Origin of the sequence: Flavobacterium sp. 102 (genome assembly GCF_003634615.1) — a bacterium.
Taxonomy (GTDB): Bacteria; Bacteroidota; Bacteroidia; order Flavobacteriales; family Flavobacteriaceae; genus Flavobacterium.
This window is the reverse complement of record NZ_RBKX01000001.1, coordinates 3,600,300-3,621,809: the sequence shown is the minus strand read 5'-3', so window position 1 is coordinate 3,621,809 and position 21,510 is coordinate 3,600,300. Positions and strand designations below refer to the sequence as shown.

General features: G+C 38.4%; 10 protein-coding genes. 4 read left to right on the top strand and 6 right to left on the bottom strand.

The window, feature by feature from the left end; translation table 11 throughout:
* Positions 1-11: 11 nt before the first annotated feature.
* From C8C84_RS16040 to C8C84_RS16015, 6 genes are all read right to left on the bottom strand, one after another.
* Positions 12-911 carry a hypothetical protein gene (locus tag C8C84_RS16040; protein WP_121314645.1) on the bottom strand — a complete coding sequence of 300 codons (900 nt, stop codon included), beginning with the start codon at positions 909-911 and terminating at the stop codon, positions 12-14.
* A gap of 5 nt (positions 912-916) precedes the next feature.
* Positions 917-1,333, bottom strand: coding sequence for a DM13 domain-containing protein (locus tag C8C84_RS16035; RefSeq protein ID WP_121314643.1), 417 nt, complete (start codon positions 1,331-1,333; stop codon positions 917-919).
* A gap of 73 nt (positions 1,334-1,406) precedes the next feature.
* Positions 1,407-2,873 carry a lipopolysaccharide biosynthesis protein gene (locus tag C8C84_RS16030; protein WP_121314642.1) on the bottom strand — a complete coding sequence of 489 codons (1,467 nt, stop codon included), beginning with the start codon at positions 2,871-2,873 and terminating at the stop codon, positions 1,407-1,409.
* Positions 2,874-2,953: 80 nt separating this feature from the next.
* Positions 2,954-4,240 carry a glycosyltransferase family 4 protein gene (locus tag C8C84_RS16025; RefSeq protein WP_121314640.1) on the bottom strand — a complete coding sequence of 429 codons (1,287 nt, stop codon included), beginning with the start codon at positions 4,238-4,240 and terminating at the stop codon, positions 2,954-2,956.
* Complete coding sequence (locus C8C84_RS16020) at positions 4,240-6,735, bottom strand: YfhO family protein (protein WP_121314638.1); 2,496 nt, start codon at positions 6,733-6,735, stop codon at positions 4,240-4,242. The genes C8C84_RS16025 and C8C84_RS16020 overlap by 1 nt, the downstream gene beginning before the upstream one ends.
* A 27-nt stretch (positions 6,736-6,762) precedes the next feature.
* Positions 6,763-7,014: a DUF4834 domain-containing protein gene (locus C8C84_RS16015; RefSeq protein ID WP_121314636.1), complete on the bottom strand. Its 252-nt coding sequence runs from the start codon at positions 7,012-7,014 to the stop codon at positions 6,763-6,765.
* Between the two features lie 122 nt (positions 7,015-7,136).
* On the opposite strand from C8C84_RS16015, the gene C8C84_RS16010 reads away from it, so the two are divergent.
* The 4 genes from C8C84_RS16010 (at position 7,137) to C8C84_RS15995 (ending at position 21,322) form a co-directional block, all read left to right on the top strand.
* The gene (locus tag C8C84_RS16010) at positions 7,137-8,114 is read left to right on the top strand and encodes a transporter (protein WP_121314634.1); all 978 of its coding nucleotides are present in this window, start codon (positions 7,137-7,139) and stop codon (positions 8,112-8,114) included.
* Positions 8,114-9,232 carry a GTP cyclohydrolase gene (locus C8C84_RS16005; protein WP_121314632.1) on the top strand — a complete coding sequence of 373 codons (1,119 nt, stop codon included), beginning with the start codon at positions 8,114-8,116 and terminating at the stop codon, positions 9,230-9,232. Before C8C84_RS16010 ends, C8C84_RS16005 begins: the two co-directional genes overlap by 1 nt.
* A gap of 342 nt (positions 9,233-9,574) precedes the next feature.
* Entirely contained in the window at positions 9,575-10,114 is a 540-nt protein-coding gene (locus C8C84_RS16000; RefSeq protein WP_121314630.1) for a hypothetical protein, read from the top strand.
* 9 nt (positions 10,115-10,123) lie between these two features.
* Positions 10,124-21,322 carry a T9SS type A sorting domain-containing protein gene (locus C8C84_RS15995; protein WP_121314629.1) on the top strand — a complete coding sequence of 3,733 codons (11,199 nt, stop codon included), beginning with the start codon at positions 10,124-10,126 and terminating at the stop codon, positions 21,320-21,322.
* Positions 21,323-21,510 lie beyond the last annotated feature (188 nt).

Genomic DNA, 21,510 nt, shown 5'->3' with positions numbered 1-21,510 from the left:
ACCTTAGCGCCTTAAAAGGAAACCTTATAAATTAATCCGGCTGTAAAAGCCCTAGTCAAACCATCGGGACGAATATCACGGACAACAAATGGTGTTGCCAATGAAAGTTCCAAACTGCTTTTGGCATTGAGAGAATAACTCGTTATCAAATTACCGTTGATAGTCAAACCGTCTGAGCCTTCAATGATTTCGCGTTGGCTAAAAATGTTTTCATAACTGTCTTCGCCCAAATGGTACAAGAACAGTACGTTTGGTTTGAAAGTGAATTTTTTATTCAGTGTTTGATAAGTATAAGTCGTGCGAAATAAAGCATCTGATTTTCTTTCGAATAAATTGGTTGACGGAAAATCATCGGTACCACTGTATTCTGCAAAATAGGAATTCTTATTGTTGTTGAATACCGGAATTTGAAAGCCTAAATTAAAATCCCATTGGGAAAGTTTATAATTGGTAGCCAAAATCAAATCGAATGTTCCCAAACTCGCCTGATAGTCTAAAGGCAAAGAATAACCATTAATTTTGGCATTCGAAGTGGTGAACGGAAACTTGAATCCGGTTAGAATACTCCATTGCTTTTTGTCTTTTTCTGCCCATTTGTAGTTGCTGATTAGATAAGCATCGCCAAATTGTCCGCGCTGACCAAAACTGCCATCGGCTATGGAGTAAGTAAATTTGGCACTCAACGCCCATTTTTCACTAAATGTTCTCGAGTAAGTTACATATGAAGAAAGATAAGTCACATCGGCTTCACCGACACCATAAATGCTTCCGGTTTCGATTAGATTCTTACTTGTGTTTTCTTTATCAAAACTATTCCCAATCGAACAAACACCGGCATCACTACAACCTTGAGCCAAAACAGTTGAACTGCCGATTATCAATAACAAACCAATAAAAATAATCTTTTTCATAGCCTTTAATTAGGTTGTAACGCCGCAATGGCAAACAAATGATTGTATTGCTGGCAATGAATTAATACATAAGGATAGTCGGCAAGGTTCACTTGCTCCGGAATTGAATAAGTTGCGTTGGGATTGAGATTGCCTAAATTGACAAATTCGGAAGGAGAATCTTCTTTAGACAAATAGACTTTCAAATCGGGCCCGGATGAAATGCTGAAATTATCTAGTTTTAGCGAATAAGTATTGTTCTGCTCATAAATTTTTACGGCACCTTGTACGTTGATTCCTGATGTTGGAATAAAAATGCCGCTGTATTTGAGTACTGCTTCGTTGCTGATTTCTTCTTCAACCACATCTCGAGTGAGTTCACCTTCTACTTCGCAGGAAGTAAAGAGTAAAAAAAGGGTGAAAAGGGAAAGAATTGTTTTCATAGCTTTCAATTTTTATCAAAGTTCAGCATTGCTTGTGATAAGAATTGTCGGCTAGTTTACAATTGGATGAAGATTACAAGATTTTTACTTTTTTCAACACATTTACAATTACGCCATTAATTTCTTCAGAAAGTTTGGCTTTGAATATTAAACCAACGTAAAACAAACAAACCAAACCTGATTTAAGTATGATATTGACAATCGGATGAAAAGGGAAATCCCAATAATAAAAAGCAAAGAAGCAAATCAATCCAATGACTAAAGCATAAATGTTTTTTAGAGTAAACGGATAGAGATTCATTTTTAAAACTACAAAAAGCAATTTGGCCAAACTATACAACGTAATTGAAATTAGTGTGGCAATGGCTGCACCATTAATTTGATAAATCGGAATGAAATACATGTTTAATGTTATTGCTAAAAAAGCCAATAGCAATCCTAAAAATAACACTGCTTTATAATATTTAGAATTAAAAATAATTGCATTGTTGTTTCCTAAAATCAAATCAAAATATTTAGAAAGACCAATCACGAAAACCACAAAAACACCACCGCGGTAGTTTTCGGGTAAGAGTAAATAGAGTTGGTTGATGTTGACCAAAATGCCTACTAATACCAGTCCGCCAACAATTTGCAGCGTGATAGAGGTCTTTTTATACAAGTCGTTTAGCTCATCGTGTTTGCCTTCGGTCATTAGTTTGGCGGTAATCGGATATGTAATTTGATGCATTGCTCTGCTTGGTACCGAAATCACTGTCGCAATAAAAATCGCCACCGAATAATAAGCGATATTTTCAATTTTGATATACTGTCCAATCATCGTTTTGTCGATGTCGAGCAGCATATTGGCAATACTTCCGGAGAGAATGATAAATAAGGAATAGGTGAGAACGGCTTTGAAATTGTGTGGAATTTTAAATGAGAATTGAATGCGCTGTACTTTATTGGCATAAAACAACATCACCAAAGTGGTTAGCAAATAAATGCCCATTAAAATGTCGACAAATGTTTCTGCCGAAATGGTGTCAAAGTAAACGGCGAAAAGAAAAATACTAATGAAGATTCGAAGTAAAATTTCTTTAACAAAACTTCCGAAGACCGATTGCATGTGGACTTTTACCCAAGCATAAAAAATTTCAAAATAACCCATGCACAAACCAATCACCGGAATTTGCCAAGTGAAGTCGAATATGATAGGATTTTTTCGGGATAAAAAAGTAGCAATATCAGTGTAGAAAAAGGCTCCGAATAATCCGATTGGAAGGAGAACCAATAGCGGCAAGATCATTACAAAAGTTAGGAATTCGCCTTTTTCTTTTTCGGTTTTGTATTGTGTGAAGAATTTGACCAACGTATTGTGAACGCCAAAAGCCATCAGTGGAAAAATAATATTGGCCGAAGACAAAATATAACCCGTCAAACCGTAAAACGTTTCGCCCAAAAAATGCGGATACATAAACAAAGTATTCGCCGCGCCAATCGCAAACCCGATATAAGTGATGATGGTGTTTTTGATGGATTGGTTGACAACGATGCCCATGGTTGGAATTATGAATTAAGAATTACGAAAGTATGATTTTTTTCTTAGTGGACTTTGTGCCTTCGTCGTGTTCTCCGTGGTTAAGAAATTAATTTAGACAATTGTTCCGTCAAACTTTTTCTGGAATATTGTTGTAAACCAACGGCGTGAACTTTTAGGCTTTGGTTTTTATATTCTTGATAATATTTCAAAAGTAGCGCTTTTAGTTTTTCTTTTTCTTCATAGGTAAAGAAAACACCAGTATTGGTTGCCGTAATAATTTCGGCAAAATCGGAACCTTCCGGGCCAATCGCGACAATTGGTCTTTCGGAAACCATGTATTCAAATAATTTTCCGGGAATAATGCTTTTGGTGTCTTCGGAATTGATTTCGATGAGTAACAAAACCTGTGATTTTCGTTGGTGTTCGACTGCTTCTTGGTGCGAAACATAGCCTAAATTCAATACATAATCATTGAGTTTAAATTCAGTAATCGTATCTAAAACTTCTTGACTTACCGCGCCGATTAATTTGAGTTGGAAATCGTTTTTAAAAGATTCGTTTTCTTTGGTCAATTCTTTTAAGGCTTTCCACAGAATTCTCGGATTTCTTTCCGATAAGAACGAACCAATATGTGCCAAAGTAAATTTGGAATCCAAAGGTTGTTTGGTTATTTTTTCCACATCATAGCCATTGGTAATCACTTCGATGGGTTTGGAAGTAATGGCTTCGAATTCGGTTTTGGTGGTTTTGCTGGTGACGATAATGGTATCGGCTGTATTTAAAACTGCTGCCTCTAAAGCTTTGTGTTTTTTCTCGGCTGAAGCTGATAATTTCAAGGCTTTGTGGTAGCCAATGGTGGTCCAAGGATCGCGAAAATCAGCAAACCATTTTACACCTAAATCTTTCTTCAATTGTAAGCCAATCAAATGCAAACTATGCGGCGGACCGGAAGTTACAATCGTATCGATATTGTTTTCCTGAATGTATTTTGATAAATATTTTACCGAAGGTTTCACCCAAAGAAAACGCGCATCGGGTATAAAAATATTACCGCGAACCCAAAGCAAGGTTTTCTCTAAAAAGGATTGTTTCTTCTGATTGGGAATAATACCGGAACTGATTTTCTTGGTTTTGTTTTTGCCCAAAAAAGAAGCCAAACCATAAGGTTCGAAAATTTTATTTTTCAGAATAATGGCTTTCTCCGAAACTTCATTTTCCAAGCCATTGTCAATTATCGGATAGGTTGGATTTTCAGGAACATACACTATAGGTTGTACATTGAAATCCGGCAAATACTTGACAAACTTTAACCAACGCTGAACGCCTGGTCCACCGGCTGGCGGCCAGTAATATGTGATGATTAGGAGTTTTTTGGGTTCAGACATTACTCAATTTTCTTGCCTTTTTGTTCAAAATAAACACCGCCAATTATAACCAGCAACATTCCAATTGAACTAAACAAAGCAATGGTACTTCCGGTTTTTACGACTTGTGGTTCAAATTTGAATTCGATAGTGTGTTTGCCTTTTGGAATGGCTAAACCACGCAATACATAATCTACTCTGTGAATGTCCGTGTCTTTTCCATCTATAGTAGCTTTCCAACCTTCGTAATAGTTTTCAGAGAAAACAGCAAAGCCATCATTAGTATTGGTAGCCGTGTATTTGATATAATTAGGTTTGTGTTCTACTAGTTTTATCGCAGCTAAACTATCCTTTTGGAAAGAAGCAGTCAAAGCAGATTTGGTAAAATCGTTGCTATTTCTTGTTGCTACATTTTTAGTGTCAATTTTGCCTAAAACTTTCATTTCTTCATCGGCAGAATTCACGGTTTTCAATTCGGAAACAAACCATGCATTCCCGTTGATGAAAGGATTGGTTATCGGTACATTTTCTCCGTCTTTAGTTTGTACCAATAAATATTTGATGTTTAAAGCATTCAGGATTGGAATACTGGTTTTTAAAGTCATGGTTTCCGAGTCAATCATTTGGCCCAAATCGTTTAATTGTTGGTCAATATGATACTCAAATAATTGCTCATATCTTCTTGGACGAACAGCGCTGTAACCGCCAACCGATTTGTGAAAATAAGAAGTTCGGCCTTGTAATCTGCCTTGTAATTCATAAACCCTGAAAACCGTAGTGTCCTTTAAAATTTCTATATCGGCTTGTGAAGGTTCAAAAGGTTGGTCAATTTCAAGAGCGCTTCTGAATTGCTCTCCATCGTTGCTTACATAATTTTTATCGATAAAGAATAAATCTCCAACCATGAAGATTCCGATGATAATTACAGCCGTACTTTGAACCAATTTTCCTTTAAGGTAAAACCAAAGTGTTCCAAAAGCAACAATCATAAAAAACCCGGAACGCAATAAATCTGCGGTAAATAAATCCATTCTGTCTTGGCGTAAAGCATCCACGAATCCTAATCCGAAAGCCTTATCTTGTCCTTGATTGAGCATGGCCATGATTTGAGAATCAACCGGACTTGAGAAAGAAAAAGCACCTTTGAAAAGGAAAATCAAAAGGAGTAAGCCAATAGAAGTTGCTGACGTATACAACAATGATTTCTTTTGGTTTTCAGTTTCTTTGAAAAAAGATTGCAATCCCATGATGGCTAAAACCGGAATACACAATTCCAAAATCACCTGAATAGAAGAAACCGCTCTGAATTTATCATACAACGGAATATAATCGATAAAGAAATCGGTTAGTGCAGAGAAATTTTTACCCCAAGAAAGAAATAAGGCAAAAATAGCACCGGCTAGGAACGCATATTTCATTTTGCGTTTGTCATGATACAATGCTAATACACATAAAAAGAAAACAATCGCCCCAATATAGGCCGGAGCGGCTACTATAGGTTGGTCGCCCCAATAAGTTGGCGCATAGTTTTCTGTAAAAGTTTTGGCTTCACTATCGGTAGCGCCATAAGACAACATATAATTGTAAACATTCGATTCCTCTCCCAGTTTTTCGCTATTGCCGCCGCCATACAAACGAGGTGCGATAAGATTTAAACTTTCTCCGATTCCATAACTATATTCGGTAATATAATCTTTAGACATTGAAGCCGTTTCTGTGTTTTTAGAACCGTCGGCATTAAAAGTCAGTTCGCTTTTGCCACGCATACTAAAATCGGAGTATTCTTTAGTCGCCAATAATCCGGAAGCATTGGTTCCCAAAGCTAGAATAACCGCTATAGCAAAGGTTAAGGTGATTTTGGGTAATGACTTTAAATCTTTTTCTTGATATAGTCTGTAAAGAAAATAGACCGACAAAATTAGTAAGAGGAACAACAAATAGTAAGTCATTTGGAAGTGGTTGGCATTAATTTCCAAAGCCACAGCCAACATGGTTAAGATGCCACCGTGCCAATATTTTTTCCTGAAAACCAAAATAAATCCGGCTATAACCAATGGCATATAAGCAATAGCATGCGCTTTGGCATTATGTCCCACGCCGAGTATGACAATTAAATAGGTTGAAAAACCAAAAGCCAGCGCCCCAAAAAAAGCTTTTAGCGGATCAATTCTGAAAACCAAAAGCAAACCATAAAATCCTAAAAAGTAAAGAAATAAATAATCCGCAGGTCTTGGTAAAAATCGTAAAGCATCGTCTAGTTTTCCAATAAAATCATTTGGATAATTGGCACCAAGTTGATAGGTTGGCATCCCGCCAAAAGCGGCGTTTGTCCAAAAAGGTTCAGCATTGTATTCGGCTCTGAAATTGTTTTGTTCTTTGGCCATACCGGTATATTGTACAATATCCGATTGGTAGATTTTTTTGCCTTGCAGAACAGGATAAAAATAAATTAAAGAGATTATAATAAAACCAAAAATGGCTAAAAAATGGGGATAAAACTTTTGAAGTTGTTTCATGTTTTTGGATTAGGTTTTCAAGTGAAATTACTTAATTTCTTCGAAATCAATATAATCACCAACGATTTTTTTCTCTTTTGGCTTTTCGGTTTTAGAGCTTTGCGTTTGTTGTTGTTCTTGGAATTGTTGCTGCTGTTGTTGGAATTGCTGAGCTGCTTTTTCAACCACTTTTTTGGCAACAACAGGTAAAAACAATCTTGCCAGAAATTTAAAGATATAGTAAATGGCTATAATCCATAATATTGTTTTAACAAAGCCGGGCATTGATGCAGTTTCCATATTGCAAATATAATTTTTGTCAAAAATACTAAATTCCACATGTAAAATTCGCTTTGACCTCTTAAATAAATGATAAATTGTATTACTTTTGGGAGACAATATTTCACACTAAAGGCTCTGCTATGCTAAAAATAAAATCACTGTTGGTTGTTGGCTTTTTGCTGATTTCAACTTCACAATATGCTCAATATACTGACATCATCAATTCGAATCGTCCGGGAAAATCGATGTCTGCTTTTTCTGTTGGAAAGACAGTAATTCAGGCTGAAGGAGGTTTGTATGGTATTCAGGAAAAACACGATTTAGCGCGTTATGAAGCCAATGGATTCGGGACGGAATTAAGTGTTCGGTATGGCGCTTTTTTTGATCAGTTTGAGTTTAATTTAGAGACGCAATATCAATATGATTGGTACACTGCGCCATTAGTTGAAGACACTCGCGGTGGTTTTAAACAGTTTACTTTAGGGGCTAAATATTTGGTTTTTGATCCTTTTGTACAATTGAAAGACGATAAACCCAATGTGTATAGTTGGAAAGCGAATCATAAGTTTAGCTGGAAACAATTCATTCCGGCGGTAGCAGTTTACGGAGGTTTCAATTTGAACTTAGGTCCCAATCCGTTTACCTTTGATTCTGATCCGACTATCAGTCCGAAATTGATGTTGATTACGCAAAATCATTTTGGCAGTAAATGGGTTTGGGTCAATAATATTATTGCCGACAAATACATGACTGATTACCCGACTTTGGGTTGGATTACAACGATGACCAGAGGTTTTAATATGCGTTGGTCCGGTTTTTTAGAAATTCAAGCTTACAAAAGCGACTTTTATGCTGATACAGTTGGGCGTTTGGGTGCAGCTTATTTAATTAGAGAAAACATACAGCTTGATGCGTATGTTGCTAAAAATATAAAAGATACTCCGGCTATTATGTATGGAGGTTTTGGAATGTCTTGGCGTTTTGATAGTAATTATGAAACCAATTACAAAAGAATCAAAAACGACAAAAAAGACGACAAGAAAAAAGATAAAAAATCTAAAAAAGACAAAGGCAAAAAGCGCAAAGACGAAGTAGAATTAGAAAATCCAAAGCCATAATGATTACCATAGTTGAAGCCAATACCCAAAAACTGATTAAAGATTACATTAAGTTTCCTTTTGCTTTATATAAAAATCATCCTTATTGGGTTCCGCCTTTGGTTAGTGATGAAATGGAAACCTTCGATAAAACTAAAAATCCTGCATTTACTTCGGCAGAGGCGCACTTTTATTTGGCTTATAAAGACCATAAAATTGTAGGGAGAATAGCCGCCATTATCAATTGGGACGAAGTCAATGACCAGCAAAAAAAGAAAGTTCGTTTTGGTTGGTGGGATGTGATTGACGATGTTGAAGTGACCAAAGCTTTATTAGAAAAAGTTTACGAATTTGGCAAAGCCAATAATTTAGAATATGTCGAAGGACCGATGGGTTTTTCCAATTTGGATAAAGTAGGTGTTTTAACCGAAGGTTTTGATGAGATTGGTTCAATGATTACTTGGTACAACTTTCCCTATTATAAGGAGCATTTGGAACAATTGGGTTATATAAAGGAGAAAGAATACCTTGAAAATAAATTTCCTTTCGCAAATGTCAAGCCCGAATTGTTTTTAAAGGCCAATGAGTTAATCAAAAAACGCTACGAATTAAAGGCCTTAAACTTTACGAATAACAAAGATATTATGCCTTATGTGGATAAGATGTTTGATTTATTCAATGCCAGTTATGCCAGCTTGTCTTCTTTTGTGGCGATAACCAATGTGCAAAAAGAATATTTCAAGAAAAAGTATGTCAGCTTCATCAATCCGGAATACATTAAGTTTGTTTTAGATAAAAACGATAATATTGTAGCTTTTAGTATTGTGATGCCGAGTTTTTCAAAAGCTTTGCAGAAAGCCAATGGCAAACTATTTCCTTTTGGTTTCTATCATTTGCTTAAAGCAAAAAAGGAAAGCAAAGAAGTGTTGTTTTATTTAATTGGTATCGATCCCGAATACCAAAGTAAAGGCGTTACCGCTATCATTTTTAATGAATATTATAACACTTTTAAAGAAAAAGGAATTCTGCAGTGTATTCGTACACCAGAGTTAGAAGACAATCATGCCATTCACAATATGTGGAAACATTTTGATCCCGTTACTTTTAGAAGAAGGAGAACTTACAGCAAACTTTTGTGATTTCACAAGCTCTTAATGCCTTCATAATGTTAAATTTACCTGTACGAAACACTAATATTTAGACTTCTCTTGAAAAAATATTGAAATTGATGTTAAATCGATTTGAGTTTTTTAGTCATTTGTGTAGTTAATCGGAAAAAAGTAAATGTTCGTAGAAAACTTACGGCCATTTTAACATTGTATTTAGATTTCTATCTAATTTTATAATCCCAAGTAAAAAGTCTACCGTTTATTATTTTCACACATTTCAAGGATATTGAAGATTTACCCTTCGATGCTTGTCCCCAAAAATACAAAACCAAACTTATTCGTGATGTGGTATTACCTAAATACATAAACATTATGAAAAAAAGTACGTTATCAAATTTTTCGATTAAAAAAGATTATGTTTTTATCGAAAACGAAAATGGTTTCAGAATGGACTTTAGCAGAGATACAAATTCGTCTGCCTTACAAAGTTCCATATCGGTCGATTCCTCAAAAAAGAAAGGGTTAGCAACAATTCTTCTACTCTTCTTTGTTTTCTTATTTACCAATTTTTTGTTTGCTCAACCGCCAGCATGTAACTTGAATGGTCCGCTAAAGTATGAATTAGGTGATACGAGTTCTCGTGCTAATCGTCTTTTGCAGTTTAAATCAGATGTTTCAAATGCAAAACCTAACACGGTCTATTTGTGGAGTTTCAAAACCAATAACACTGAAGCTATTTTTGCTTCAGAAAATGGCCTTGATAAAATTTCTGTAAACGCAGGCAAGCTAGTAGGTACTTTTACGATAGAATTGAAAGTTACTAATCCTTCTGCTGATGGCAGTAGAGAATCGTGTACATGTACCCAATCGGTTACAGTTGTTCGTAATAATAAGGATTTAAACACCAAATAAACACTAGATATGAATTTAAATTTACTCAACAAAACATCCGAAGGCGAGCCTTATTGTTGCCAAAAAGGCATCACCAATGGATGGCAAAATAATATCAAGGCATTGATGTTGTTTTTTGCAATGGTATTAGGTCATGCTGTCTACGCTGTTGCTCCTACTGTCACCACTTTTATTCCAAGTTCTGGTGCTCAAGGTCAGGTAGTAACAATAACAGGTGCCAATTTCACAGGGACTACTGCAGTCTCTTTTGGTTTAACACCAGCAATGTCATTTAATGTTATTAATGACAATACCATATCTGCTGTAGTAGGTGCTGGTTCCTCAGGTTCAGTCAGAGTTACCAATCCAACAGGATTTGGTCAAAAATCAGGCTTTACTTTTTTTCCGGCTCCTTCATGTAACCTTTCGGGGATATTAAAAGCATGTTTAGCAGATGGAAATATTGCTATAACGACTACGGTTCAGTTTAGTACCGGTGAGCCAACTCTTAATTATAGTTTTCCTGTAGGTCCTCAGAATACCTCAGGAGCTTTTTTAGTTTCTACTGGACCATTTATTTATGATCCCGTAAATGATATTGGTACACAAACTACAATAATAAATCCTGGAACTTCCGGAGGTCAGATTCTTTTTCAATTAAATGTTATAAACGATGGTGGAGAATGTACTTGTAGTAAGTCTATAACAATTATAGATCTAGGTTTAGAAGCTTATTATAATCCGATTACTTGTTACGGAGGAACTACCTCTCTATTTGCAGATGCTACTTCAAGTGGTTCCTCAAAATATACTTTTACACTTCAACCCGGGAATATTGTTATTGGACCTCAGGCAGATCCTTCTGTTGAGTTTCAAAATATACCGGCAGGAAGTTACACTATCACTGTAGTAGATAATAACGGATGTTCAAAAGAAACTCAAGTTACTGTCGAACAGCCACCTTTAAATCCGGTGGTTTTAAATTGTCCTGAAAATAAATTCGAAACGTCTTGTAAGACTCAATCGGAGATTAACACATCATTTGCAGCATGGTTAGCATCATTCAATTATTCTGGAGGTACTAATCCTGTTTTAACTATTCTTCCATCAACACCAACCGCACCATTAACCTGTTCTTCAGGTAATGGTAATAGTGTTCAAGTTACATGGACAGTTACTGATGATTGTGGTCAACCGCAAACTTGTACAAGAACTTTTACTGTAACGCCATTTACACCAGTAGATGTAACAGGTCCATCAAATGCCACTTCAAGTGCCTGTGATTATGAAAATCAAGCGGGAGTTGATGCAGCGTTTGCTTTATGGTTGGCACAGTTCCAAACCGTAAACGATGGATGTGATGCTACAGCTCAATTCAACATTAGCGAGTTCCAAGCACCAAGATTGTGTGAGGGAGGAAGCGTATCGTTGACTTATAGTATTTCAGACAACTGTTCACAAGACAGTGTAAGTGCTACTTTCACCATTACAAAATCTACACCAGTAGATGTAACAGGACCGGAGAATTCCACTTCAAGTGCATGTGATTATGAAAATCAAGCGGGAGTTGATGCAGCGTTTGCTTTATGGTTGGCACAGTTCCAAACTGTAAACGACGGATGTGATGCTACGGCTCAATTCAACATCAGCGAATTCCAAGCACCAAGATTGTGTGAGGGAGGAAGCGTATCGTTGACTTATAGTATTTCAGACAACTGTTCACAAGACAGTGTAAGTGCTACTTTCACCATTACAAAATCTACACCAGTAGATGTAACAGGACCAGAGAATGCTACTTCAAGTGCCTGTGATTATGAAAACCAAGCAGGAGTTGATGCAGCCTTTGCTTTATGGTTGGCACAGTTCCAAACCGTAAACGATGGATGTGATGCTACAGCTCAATTCAACATCAGCGAATTCCAAGCACCAAGATTGTGTGAGGGAGGAAGTGTATCGTTGACTTATAGTATTTCAGACAACTGTTCACAAGACAGTGTAAGTGCTACTTTCACCATTACAAAATCTACACCAGTAGATGTAACAGGACCGGAGAATGCCACTTCAAGTGCCTGTGATTATGAAAATCAAGCAGGAGTTGATGCAGCGTTTGCTTTATGGTTGGCACAGTTCCAAACTGTAAACGACGGATGTGATGCTACGGCTCAATTCAACATCAGCGAATTCCAAGCACCAAGATTGTGTGAGGGAGGAAGTGTATCGTTGACTTATAGTATTTCAGACAACTGTTCACAAGACAGTGTAAGTGCTACTTTCACCATTACAAAATCTACACCAGTAGATGTAACAGGACCGGAGAATTCCACTTCAAGTGCATGTGATTATGAAAATCAAGCAGGAGTTGATGCAGCGTTTGCTTTATGGTTGGCACAGTTTCAAACTGTAAACGACGGATGTGATGCTACGGCTCAATTCAACATCAGCGAATTCCAAGCACCAAGATTGTGTGAAGGAGGAAGCGTATCGTTGACTTATAGTATTTCAGACAACTGTTCACAAGACAGTGTAAGTGCTACTTTCACCATTACAAAATCTACACCAGTAGATGTAACAGGACCGGAGAATTCCACTTCAAGTGCATGTGATTATGAAAATCAAGCGGGAGTTGATGCAGCGTTTGCTTTATGGTTGGCACAGTTCCAAACTGTAAACGACGGATGTGATGCTACAGCTCAATTCAACATTAGCGAGTTCCAAGCACCAAGATTGTGTGAAGGAGGAAGCGTATCGTTGACTTATAGTATTTCAGACAACTGTTCACAAGACAGTGTAAGTGCTACTTTCACCATTACAAAATCTACACCAGTAGATGTAACAGGACCGGAGAATGCCACTTCAAGTGCCTGTGATTATGAAAATCAAGCAGGAGTTGATGCAGCGTTTGCTTTATGGTTGGCACAGTTCCAAACTGTAAACGACGGATGTGATGCTACGGCTCAATTCAACATCAGCGAGTTCCAGGCACCAAGATTGTGTGAGGGAGGAAGCGTATCGTTGACTTATAGTATTTCAGACAACTGTTCACAAGATAGTGTAAGTGCTACTTTCACCGTAACACCTTCTGAACCTGTTGATGTAGAAGGACCTGCAAGTGTTACTTATAACTATTGTGATTTTGCTACTCAAGCTGATTTAAATGCAGCATTTTCTAGTTGGTTAAATCAATTTAGAGTAGTAAATGATGGATGTGGAGCTGAACCAATTTGGTGTCCTACCCCAAGAATTGCACCTATCTTGTGTGCTGGAGGTTCTGTTCAACTTATCTATACAATTTCGGATAATTGTAGTTTAGATTTTGTTACAGCTACTTTCACTGTTACACCTGGTACACCAGTAGATGTAGAAGGACCGGAGAATTCCACTTCAAGTGCCTGTGATTATGAAAATCAAGCGGGAGTTGATGCAGCGTTTGCTTTATGGTTGGCACAGTTCCAAACCGTAAACGATGGATGTGATGCTACAGCTCAATTCAACATTAGCGAGTTCCAGGCACCAAGATTGTGTGAGGGAGGAAGCGTATCGTTGACTTATAGTATTTCAGACAACTGTTCACAAGATAGTGTAAGTGCTACTTTCACAATAACACCTAGTACACCAGTAGATGTAACAGGACCACAGAATGCCACTTCAAGTGCCTGTGATTATGAAAACCAAGCAGGAGTTGATGCAGCGTTTGCTTTATGGTTGGCACAGTTCCAAACTGTAAACGACGGATGTGATGCTACGGCTCAATTCAGCATTAGCGAATTCCAAGCGCCAAGATTGTGTGAGGGAGGAAGTGTATCGTTGACTTATAGTATTTCAGACAACTGTTCACAAGACAGTGTAAGTGCTACTTTCACCATTACAAAATCTACACCAGTAGATGTAACAGGACCGGAGAATGCCACTTCAAGTGCCTGTGATTATGAAAATCAAGCGGGAGTTGATGCAGCGTTTGCTTTATGGTTGGCACAGTTCCAAACTGTAAATGACGGATGTGATGCTACGGCTCAATTCAACATTAGCGAGTTCCAAGCACCAAGATTGTGTGAGGGAGGAAGCGTATCGTTGACTTATAGTATTTCAGACAACTGTTCACAAGACAGTGTAAGTGCTACTTTCACCGTAACACCTAGTACACCTGTTGATGTAACAGGACCACAGAATGCGACTTCAAGTGCATGTGATTATGAAAACCAGGCGGGAGTTGATGCAGCGTTTGCTTTATGGTTGGCACAGTTCCAAACTGTAAATGACGGATGTGATGCTACGGCTCAATTCAACATTAGCGAGTTCCAAGCACCAAGATTGTGTGAGGGAGGAAGTGTATCGTTGACTTATAGTATTTCAGACAACTGTTCACAAGACAGTGTAAGTGCTACTTTCACCATTACAAAATCTACACCAGTAGATGTAACAGGACCACAGAATTCCACTTCAAGTGCATGTGATTATGAAAATCAAGCAGGAGTTGATGCAGCGTTTGCTTTATGGTTGGCACAGTTCCAAACTGTAAACGACGGATGTGATGCTACGGCTCAATTCAACATTAGCGAATTCCAAGCACCAAGATTGTGTGAGGGAGGAAGCGTATCGTTGACTTATAGTATTTCAGACAACTGTTCACAAGACAGTGTAAGTGCTACTTTCACAATAACACCTAGTACACCAGTAGATGTAACAGGACCACAGAATTCCACTTCAAGTGCATGTGATTATGAAAATCAAGCAGGAGTTGATGCAGCGTTTGCTTTATGGTTGGCACAGTTCCAAACTGTAAGCGATGGATGTGATGCTACAGCTCAATTCAGCATTAGCGAATTCCAAGCGCCAAGATTGTGTGAGGGAGGAAGTGTATCGTTGACTTATAGTATTTCAGACAACTGTTCACAAGACAGTGTAAGTGCTACTTTCACCATTACAAAATCTACACCAGTAGATGTAACAGGACCACAGAATTCCACTTCAAGTGCATGTGATTATGAAAATCAGGCGGGAGTTGATGCAGCCTTTGCTTTATGGTTGGCACAGTTCCAAACTGTAAACGACGGATGTGATGCTACGGCTCAATTCAACATTAGCGAATTCCAAGCACCAAGATTGTGTGAGGGAGGAAGCGTATCGTTGACTTATAGTATTTCAGACAACTGTTCACAAGACAGTGTAAGTGCTACTTTCACAATAACACCTAGTACACCAGTAGATGTAACAGGACCACAGAATTCCACTTCAAGTGCATGTGATTATGATAACCAGGCGGGAGTTGATGCAGCCTTTGCTTTATGGTTGGCACAGTTCCAAACTGTAAACGACGGATGTGATGCTACAGCTCAATTCAACATCAGCGAGTTCCAAGCACCAAGATTGTGTGAGGGAGGAAGCGTATCGTTGACTTATAGTATTTCAGACAACTGTTCACAAGACAGTGTAAGTGCTACTTTCACCATTACAAAATCTACACCAGTAGATGTAACAGGACCACAGAATTCCACTTCAAGTGCATGTGATTATGAAAATCAAGCGGGAGTTGATGCAGCGTTTGCTTTATGGTTGGCACAGTTCCAAACTGTAAATGACGGATGTGATGCTACAGCTCAATTCAACATTAGCGAGTTCCAAGCACCAAGATTGTGTGAAGGAGGAAGCGTATCGTTGACTTATAGTATTTCAGACAACTGTTCACAAGACAGTGTAAGTGCTACTTTCACCGTAACACCTTCTGAACCTGTTGATGTAGAAGGACCTGCAAGTGTTACTTATAACTATTGTGATTTTGCTACTCAAGCTGATTTAAATGCAGCATTTTCTAGTTGGTTAAATCAATTTAGAGTAGTAAATGATGGATGTGGAGCTGAACCAATTTGGTGTCCTACCCCAAGAATTGCACCTATCTTGTGTGCTGGAGGTTCTGTTCAACTTATCTATACAATTTCGGATAATTGTAGTTTAGATTTTGTTACAGCTACTTTCACTGTTACACCTGGTACACCAGTAGATGTAACAGGACCGGAGAATTCCACTTCAAGTGGCTGTGATTATGAAAATCAAGCGGGAGTTGATGCAGCGTTTGCTTTATGGTTGGCACAGTTCCAAACTGTAAACGACGGATGTGATGCTACGGCTCAATTCAACATCAGCGAATTCCAAGCACCAAGATTGTGTGAGGGAGGAAGCGTATCGTTGACTTATAGTATTTCAGACAACTGTTCACAAGATAGTGTAAGTGCTACTTTCACCGTAACACCTTCTGAACCTGTTGATGTAGAAGGACCTGCAAGTGTTACTTATAACTATTGTGATTTTGCTACTCAAGCTGATTTAAATGCAGCATTTTCTAGTTGGTTAAATCAATTTAGAGTAGTAAATGATGGATGTGGAGCTGAACCAATTTGGTGTCCTACCCCAAGAATTGCACCTATCTTGTGTGCTGGAGGTTCTGTTCAACTTATCTATACAATTTCGGATAATTGTAGTTTAGATTTTGTTACAGCTACTTTCACTGTTACACCTGGTACACCAGTAGATGTAGAAGGACCGGAGAATTCCACTTCAAGTGCCTGTGATTATGAAAATCAAGCGGGAGTTGATGCAGCGTTTGCTTTATGGTTGGCACAGTTCCAAACCGTAAACGATGGATGTGATGCTACAGCTCAATTCAACATTAGCGAGTTCCAAGCACCAAGATTGTGTGAGGGAGGAAGCGTATCGTTGACTTATAGTATTTCAGACAACTGTTCACAAGACAGTGTAAGTGCTACTTTCACCATTACAAAATCTACACCAGTAGATGTAACAGGACCGGAGAATTCCACTTCAAGTGCATGTGATTATGAAAATCAAGCGGGAGTTGATGCAGCGTTTGCTTTATGGTTGGCACAGTTTCAAACTGTAAACGACGGATGTGATGCTACGGCTCAATTCAACATCAGCGAATTCCAAGCACCAAGATTGTGTGAGGGAGGAAGCGTATCGTTGACTTATAGTATTTCAGACAACTGTTCACAAGACAGTGTAAGTGCTACTTTCACCATTACAAAATCTACACCAGTAGATGTAACAGGACCGGAGAATTCCACTTCAAGTGCCTGTGATTATGAAAACCAAGCAGGAGTTGATGCGGCGTTTGCTTTATGGTTGGCACAGTTCCAAACTGTAAACGACGGATGTGATGCTACGGCTCAATTCAACATCAGCGAATTCCAAGCACCAAGATTGTGTGAGGGAGGAAGTGTATCGTTGACTTATAGTATTTCAGACAACTGTTCACAAGACAGTGTAAGTGCTAGCTTCACCGTGACGCCATCATCTCAAGTAGAGTTCAATTGTGGAGTTGACGTAACAGTCCCATCATGTAGCACTCAAACGCAGGTTAATACTGCATGGGCTGCATTCTTAGCTTCAACAACTGCAACCGGCGGATGTAATGGTGTATTGACTAATAATGCGCCGTCAACCGCACCATCTTCATGTGGAGGTTATGTAGATGTGACATGGACATATAATGTTAGTGATTTGTGTGATCAATCTGATGATTGTGAAGGGCAATTTACAACATTTACTCAAGGAGGTTATGGAACTTCATGTAATGGGAACAATCCAGGATGTTACAGAGATGCAAATTTTGCTGGAGCCTTTCCAAATGGACTAGTTATAGGATGTGGAAGTAACAAACTTACTTTTACTTCTTCATCAGCAATTCAAAATTATCTACCGGCAGGAGGGAATTCATCTCTAATTACATCAAGTGCTGTAAATCCAACTACGAGTAGAGGTGTTTTATCTTCTCAGTTAATTGCACTTACATTATCAACTGGATTTGATATATACGATCCAAATTTCTCGGCGAGTAATGCAAGTTTAGGCTCATTAACTATAAAGACCGGTACATTTACTGGAATGACAGTATCTAGCTTCTTACAATTAGCCAATAATGTTATTGGAGGTTGTACAACAGGATATTCTTTATCAGAAATCAATGCTGTAGCAACTGCTATTAATGAAAATTTTGATAATGGAACTGTTGATCAACAATTCTTAAACTGTGGTGGACAAAATGGAAGTCAAAGTGCAACAGTATGTACAAAACGTTTCACAGTAGAATCTCCGGCTCCTGTTGTGTTCAATTGTGCAACTAATGTAACAGTACCATCATGCAGCACTCAAGCGCAAGTAAATACAGCTTGGGAAGCGTTCAAAGCATCAACAACCGTAACCGGTGGATGTAATGGCGTATTGACAAACAACGCACCAGCTAATGCGCCATCATTATGTGGCGGTTATGTAGATGTGACTTGGACCTACACCGTTGGTTCATGTGGTCAACAAAGTGGATGTGGTAATCAAAATACAATGACGTGTACAAAACGTTTTACTGTAGCGGCTCCGGCTCCTGTAGTATTTAATTGTGCAACTAATGTAACAGTACCATCATGTAGCACTCAAGCGCAAGTAAATGCAGCTTGGGAAGCGTTCAAAGCATCAACAACTGTAACTGGTGGATGTAATGGTGTATTGACAAACAACGCACCGGCTAATGCGCCGTCATTATGTGGCGGTTATGTTGACGTGACTTGGATATATACTGTTGGTTCATGCGGTCAACAAAGTGGATGCGGTAATCAAAATACAATGACATGTACAAAACGTTTCACTATTTTGGCGCCATCACAAGTTGTATTCAATGCAGGAAATAATGTAACATTACCGGCATGTAGTACACAAGCGCAAGTAAATGCAGCTTGGGCAGCATTCAAAGCTTCAACAACTGCAAGTGGTGGATGTGGAGGTGTATTGACAAACAACGCACCGTCTAACCCACCTTCAAACTGTGGTGGTTATGTAGATGTGACTTGGACTTACACTGTTGGCTCATGTGGGCAACAAAGCGGATGTGGTAATGATAACACAATGACAACAACAAAACGTTTCACGGTAGCATCACCACCTCAAGTAGTATTTATTGCAGGAAATGATGTAACATTACCGGCATGTAGTACTCAGTACCAAGTAAATTCTGCATGGGCGGCATTTAAATCATCAGTTACTGCAACCGGTGGATGTGGAGGCGTATTGACTAACAATGCACCATCTAACCCACCTTCAAACTGTGGTGGTTATGTAGATGTGACTTGGACCTACACCGTTGGTTCATGTGGTCAACAAAGTGGATGTGATAACGGAAATACAATGACAACGACAAAACGTTTCACTGTAACGTCTCCATCACAAGTAGTATTTGCAGGAGCAAACAATGTAACATTACCTGCTTGCAGTACTCAATCACAATTAAATGCAGCATGGGCGGCATTTAAATCATCAGTTACTGCAACTGGCGGATGTGGAGGTGTATTGACTAACAATGCACCGTACAATCCACCTTCATTATGTGGTGGTTATGTAGATGTTACTTGGAAATATACTGTAAATTCTTGTGGTCAACAGAGCGGATGTGGAAGTTCAAATATAGTTACAACTACAAAACGTTTCACTGTAGCCAACCCAACTCCGGTAGTATTTGCAGGAGCAAACAATGTAACGGTACCATCTTGTAGTACTCAATCACAATTAAATGCAGCTTGGGCAGCATTTAAATCATCGGTAACTGCAAGTGGCGGATGTGGAGGCGTATTGACTAACAATGCACCATCTAGTCCACCTTCATTATGTGGTGGTTATAAGGATGTTACTTGGAAATATACTGTAAGTTCTTGTGGACAGCAAAGCGGATGTGGAAGTTCTAATATAGTAACAATTACAAAACGGTTCACTGTAGCCAACCCAACTCCGGTAGTATTTGCAGGAGCAAACAATGTAACAGTGCCATCTTGTAGTACTCAATCACAAGTAAATGCAGCATGGACAGCATTTAAATCATCAGTAAGTGCAAGTGGCGGATGTGGAGGCGTATTGACTAACAATGCACCGTCTAATCCACCTTCATTATGTGGTGGTTATATAGATGTTACTTGGAAATATACTGTAAATTCTTGTGGTCAGCAAAGCGGATGTGGAAGTTCAAATATTGTGACAACTACAAAACGTTTTACAGTAGCATCTCCGCCACAAGTAATCTTTACTCCAGGAAACAATGTGACATTACAGTCATGTCGTACTCAAGCACAAATTAATTCGGCTTGGGCTGCATTTAAAGCATCAACTACAGCTAGTGGAGGATGTGGTGGCGTATTGACTAATAATGCTCCGGCTAACCCGCCATCAGCATGTGGTGGATATGTAGATGTAACTTGGACTTACACGGTTAGTTCATGTGGTCAACAAAGTGGATGTGGAAACACCAATACATTGACTACAACCAAACGTTTCACTATTCCTACTGCACCAGCTGTGACCTTTAAATGTGGAAACAATGTAACAGTACCGGCTTGTAGTACACAGTCGCAGATTAATTCAGCTTGGAATGCATTCTTATGTAACACAACAGTTGCTGGAGGATGTGGAGGAACATTAACAAATAATGCTCCATCAACACCGCCATCAGCATGTGGAGGTTATGTGGATGTAACATGGACGTATACTGCTGCTAATGCTTGTGCGCCTATTGCACCAACATGTGCGCCAAATACACAAGGTTCATTCACTTGTACTAGAAGATTTACAGTTGCCACTGGTGCCGCTGTAGATGTAACTGGTCCGTCAAATGTGTCTTATGTAGGTACAAACTTTAATAGTCAATATGCATTAAACAATGCATTTGCTAACTGGTTGTCTCAATTCAAAACGATTAGTTCTGGATGTTCAACATCAGGAAATGTATGTGGACCAACAGGAGGAGTAACTGCTGTATTCAGCGGTAGTCCAAGAGTTGCACCAAACAGAACAACTGGTGGTGTAGTTACAGTTACCTATAGTATTAATGGAACATGTAACTCAGATAGCGTTACTGCTAAATTCACTGTCTTAGCTGATAATTCTAATTGTAGAATTATAGCTATGGATGATGTCCAAGAAACGGATATTAGAACTGAGTTAACGGCTAAAGTTTCTCCTAATCCATTCACAGAAACATTCAAATTGAATGTTACTGCTCCTACTGTTGAGAAAGTTGCAATTGCAATTTATGATATGGCCGGAAAATTAGTTGAACAACGTGAAGTGAACCAGGATCAATTGTCTGAATTACAAATAGGAGAACGCTTCCCATCCGGAGTTTACAATGTAATTGTTACTCAAGGTACAGAAGTTAAAACACTACGTGTAATTAAACGATAATAGTTTCCAGATTAAAATAAAAACCCTTCGATTAATTTTGAAGGGTTTTTTTATGCTTTGTATGAAGCTATGATGAGTATTCTTGCCTTTAATTCTCTTATAAGCTTCAATTGTTCGTAGTAAAGTCTCTAAAGAGTAAGATAGAATTTTGACAGCTGTTATTCGCTTTTAAAGGATATAATTAGTTT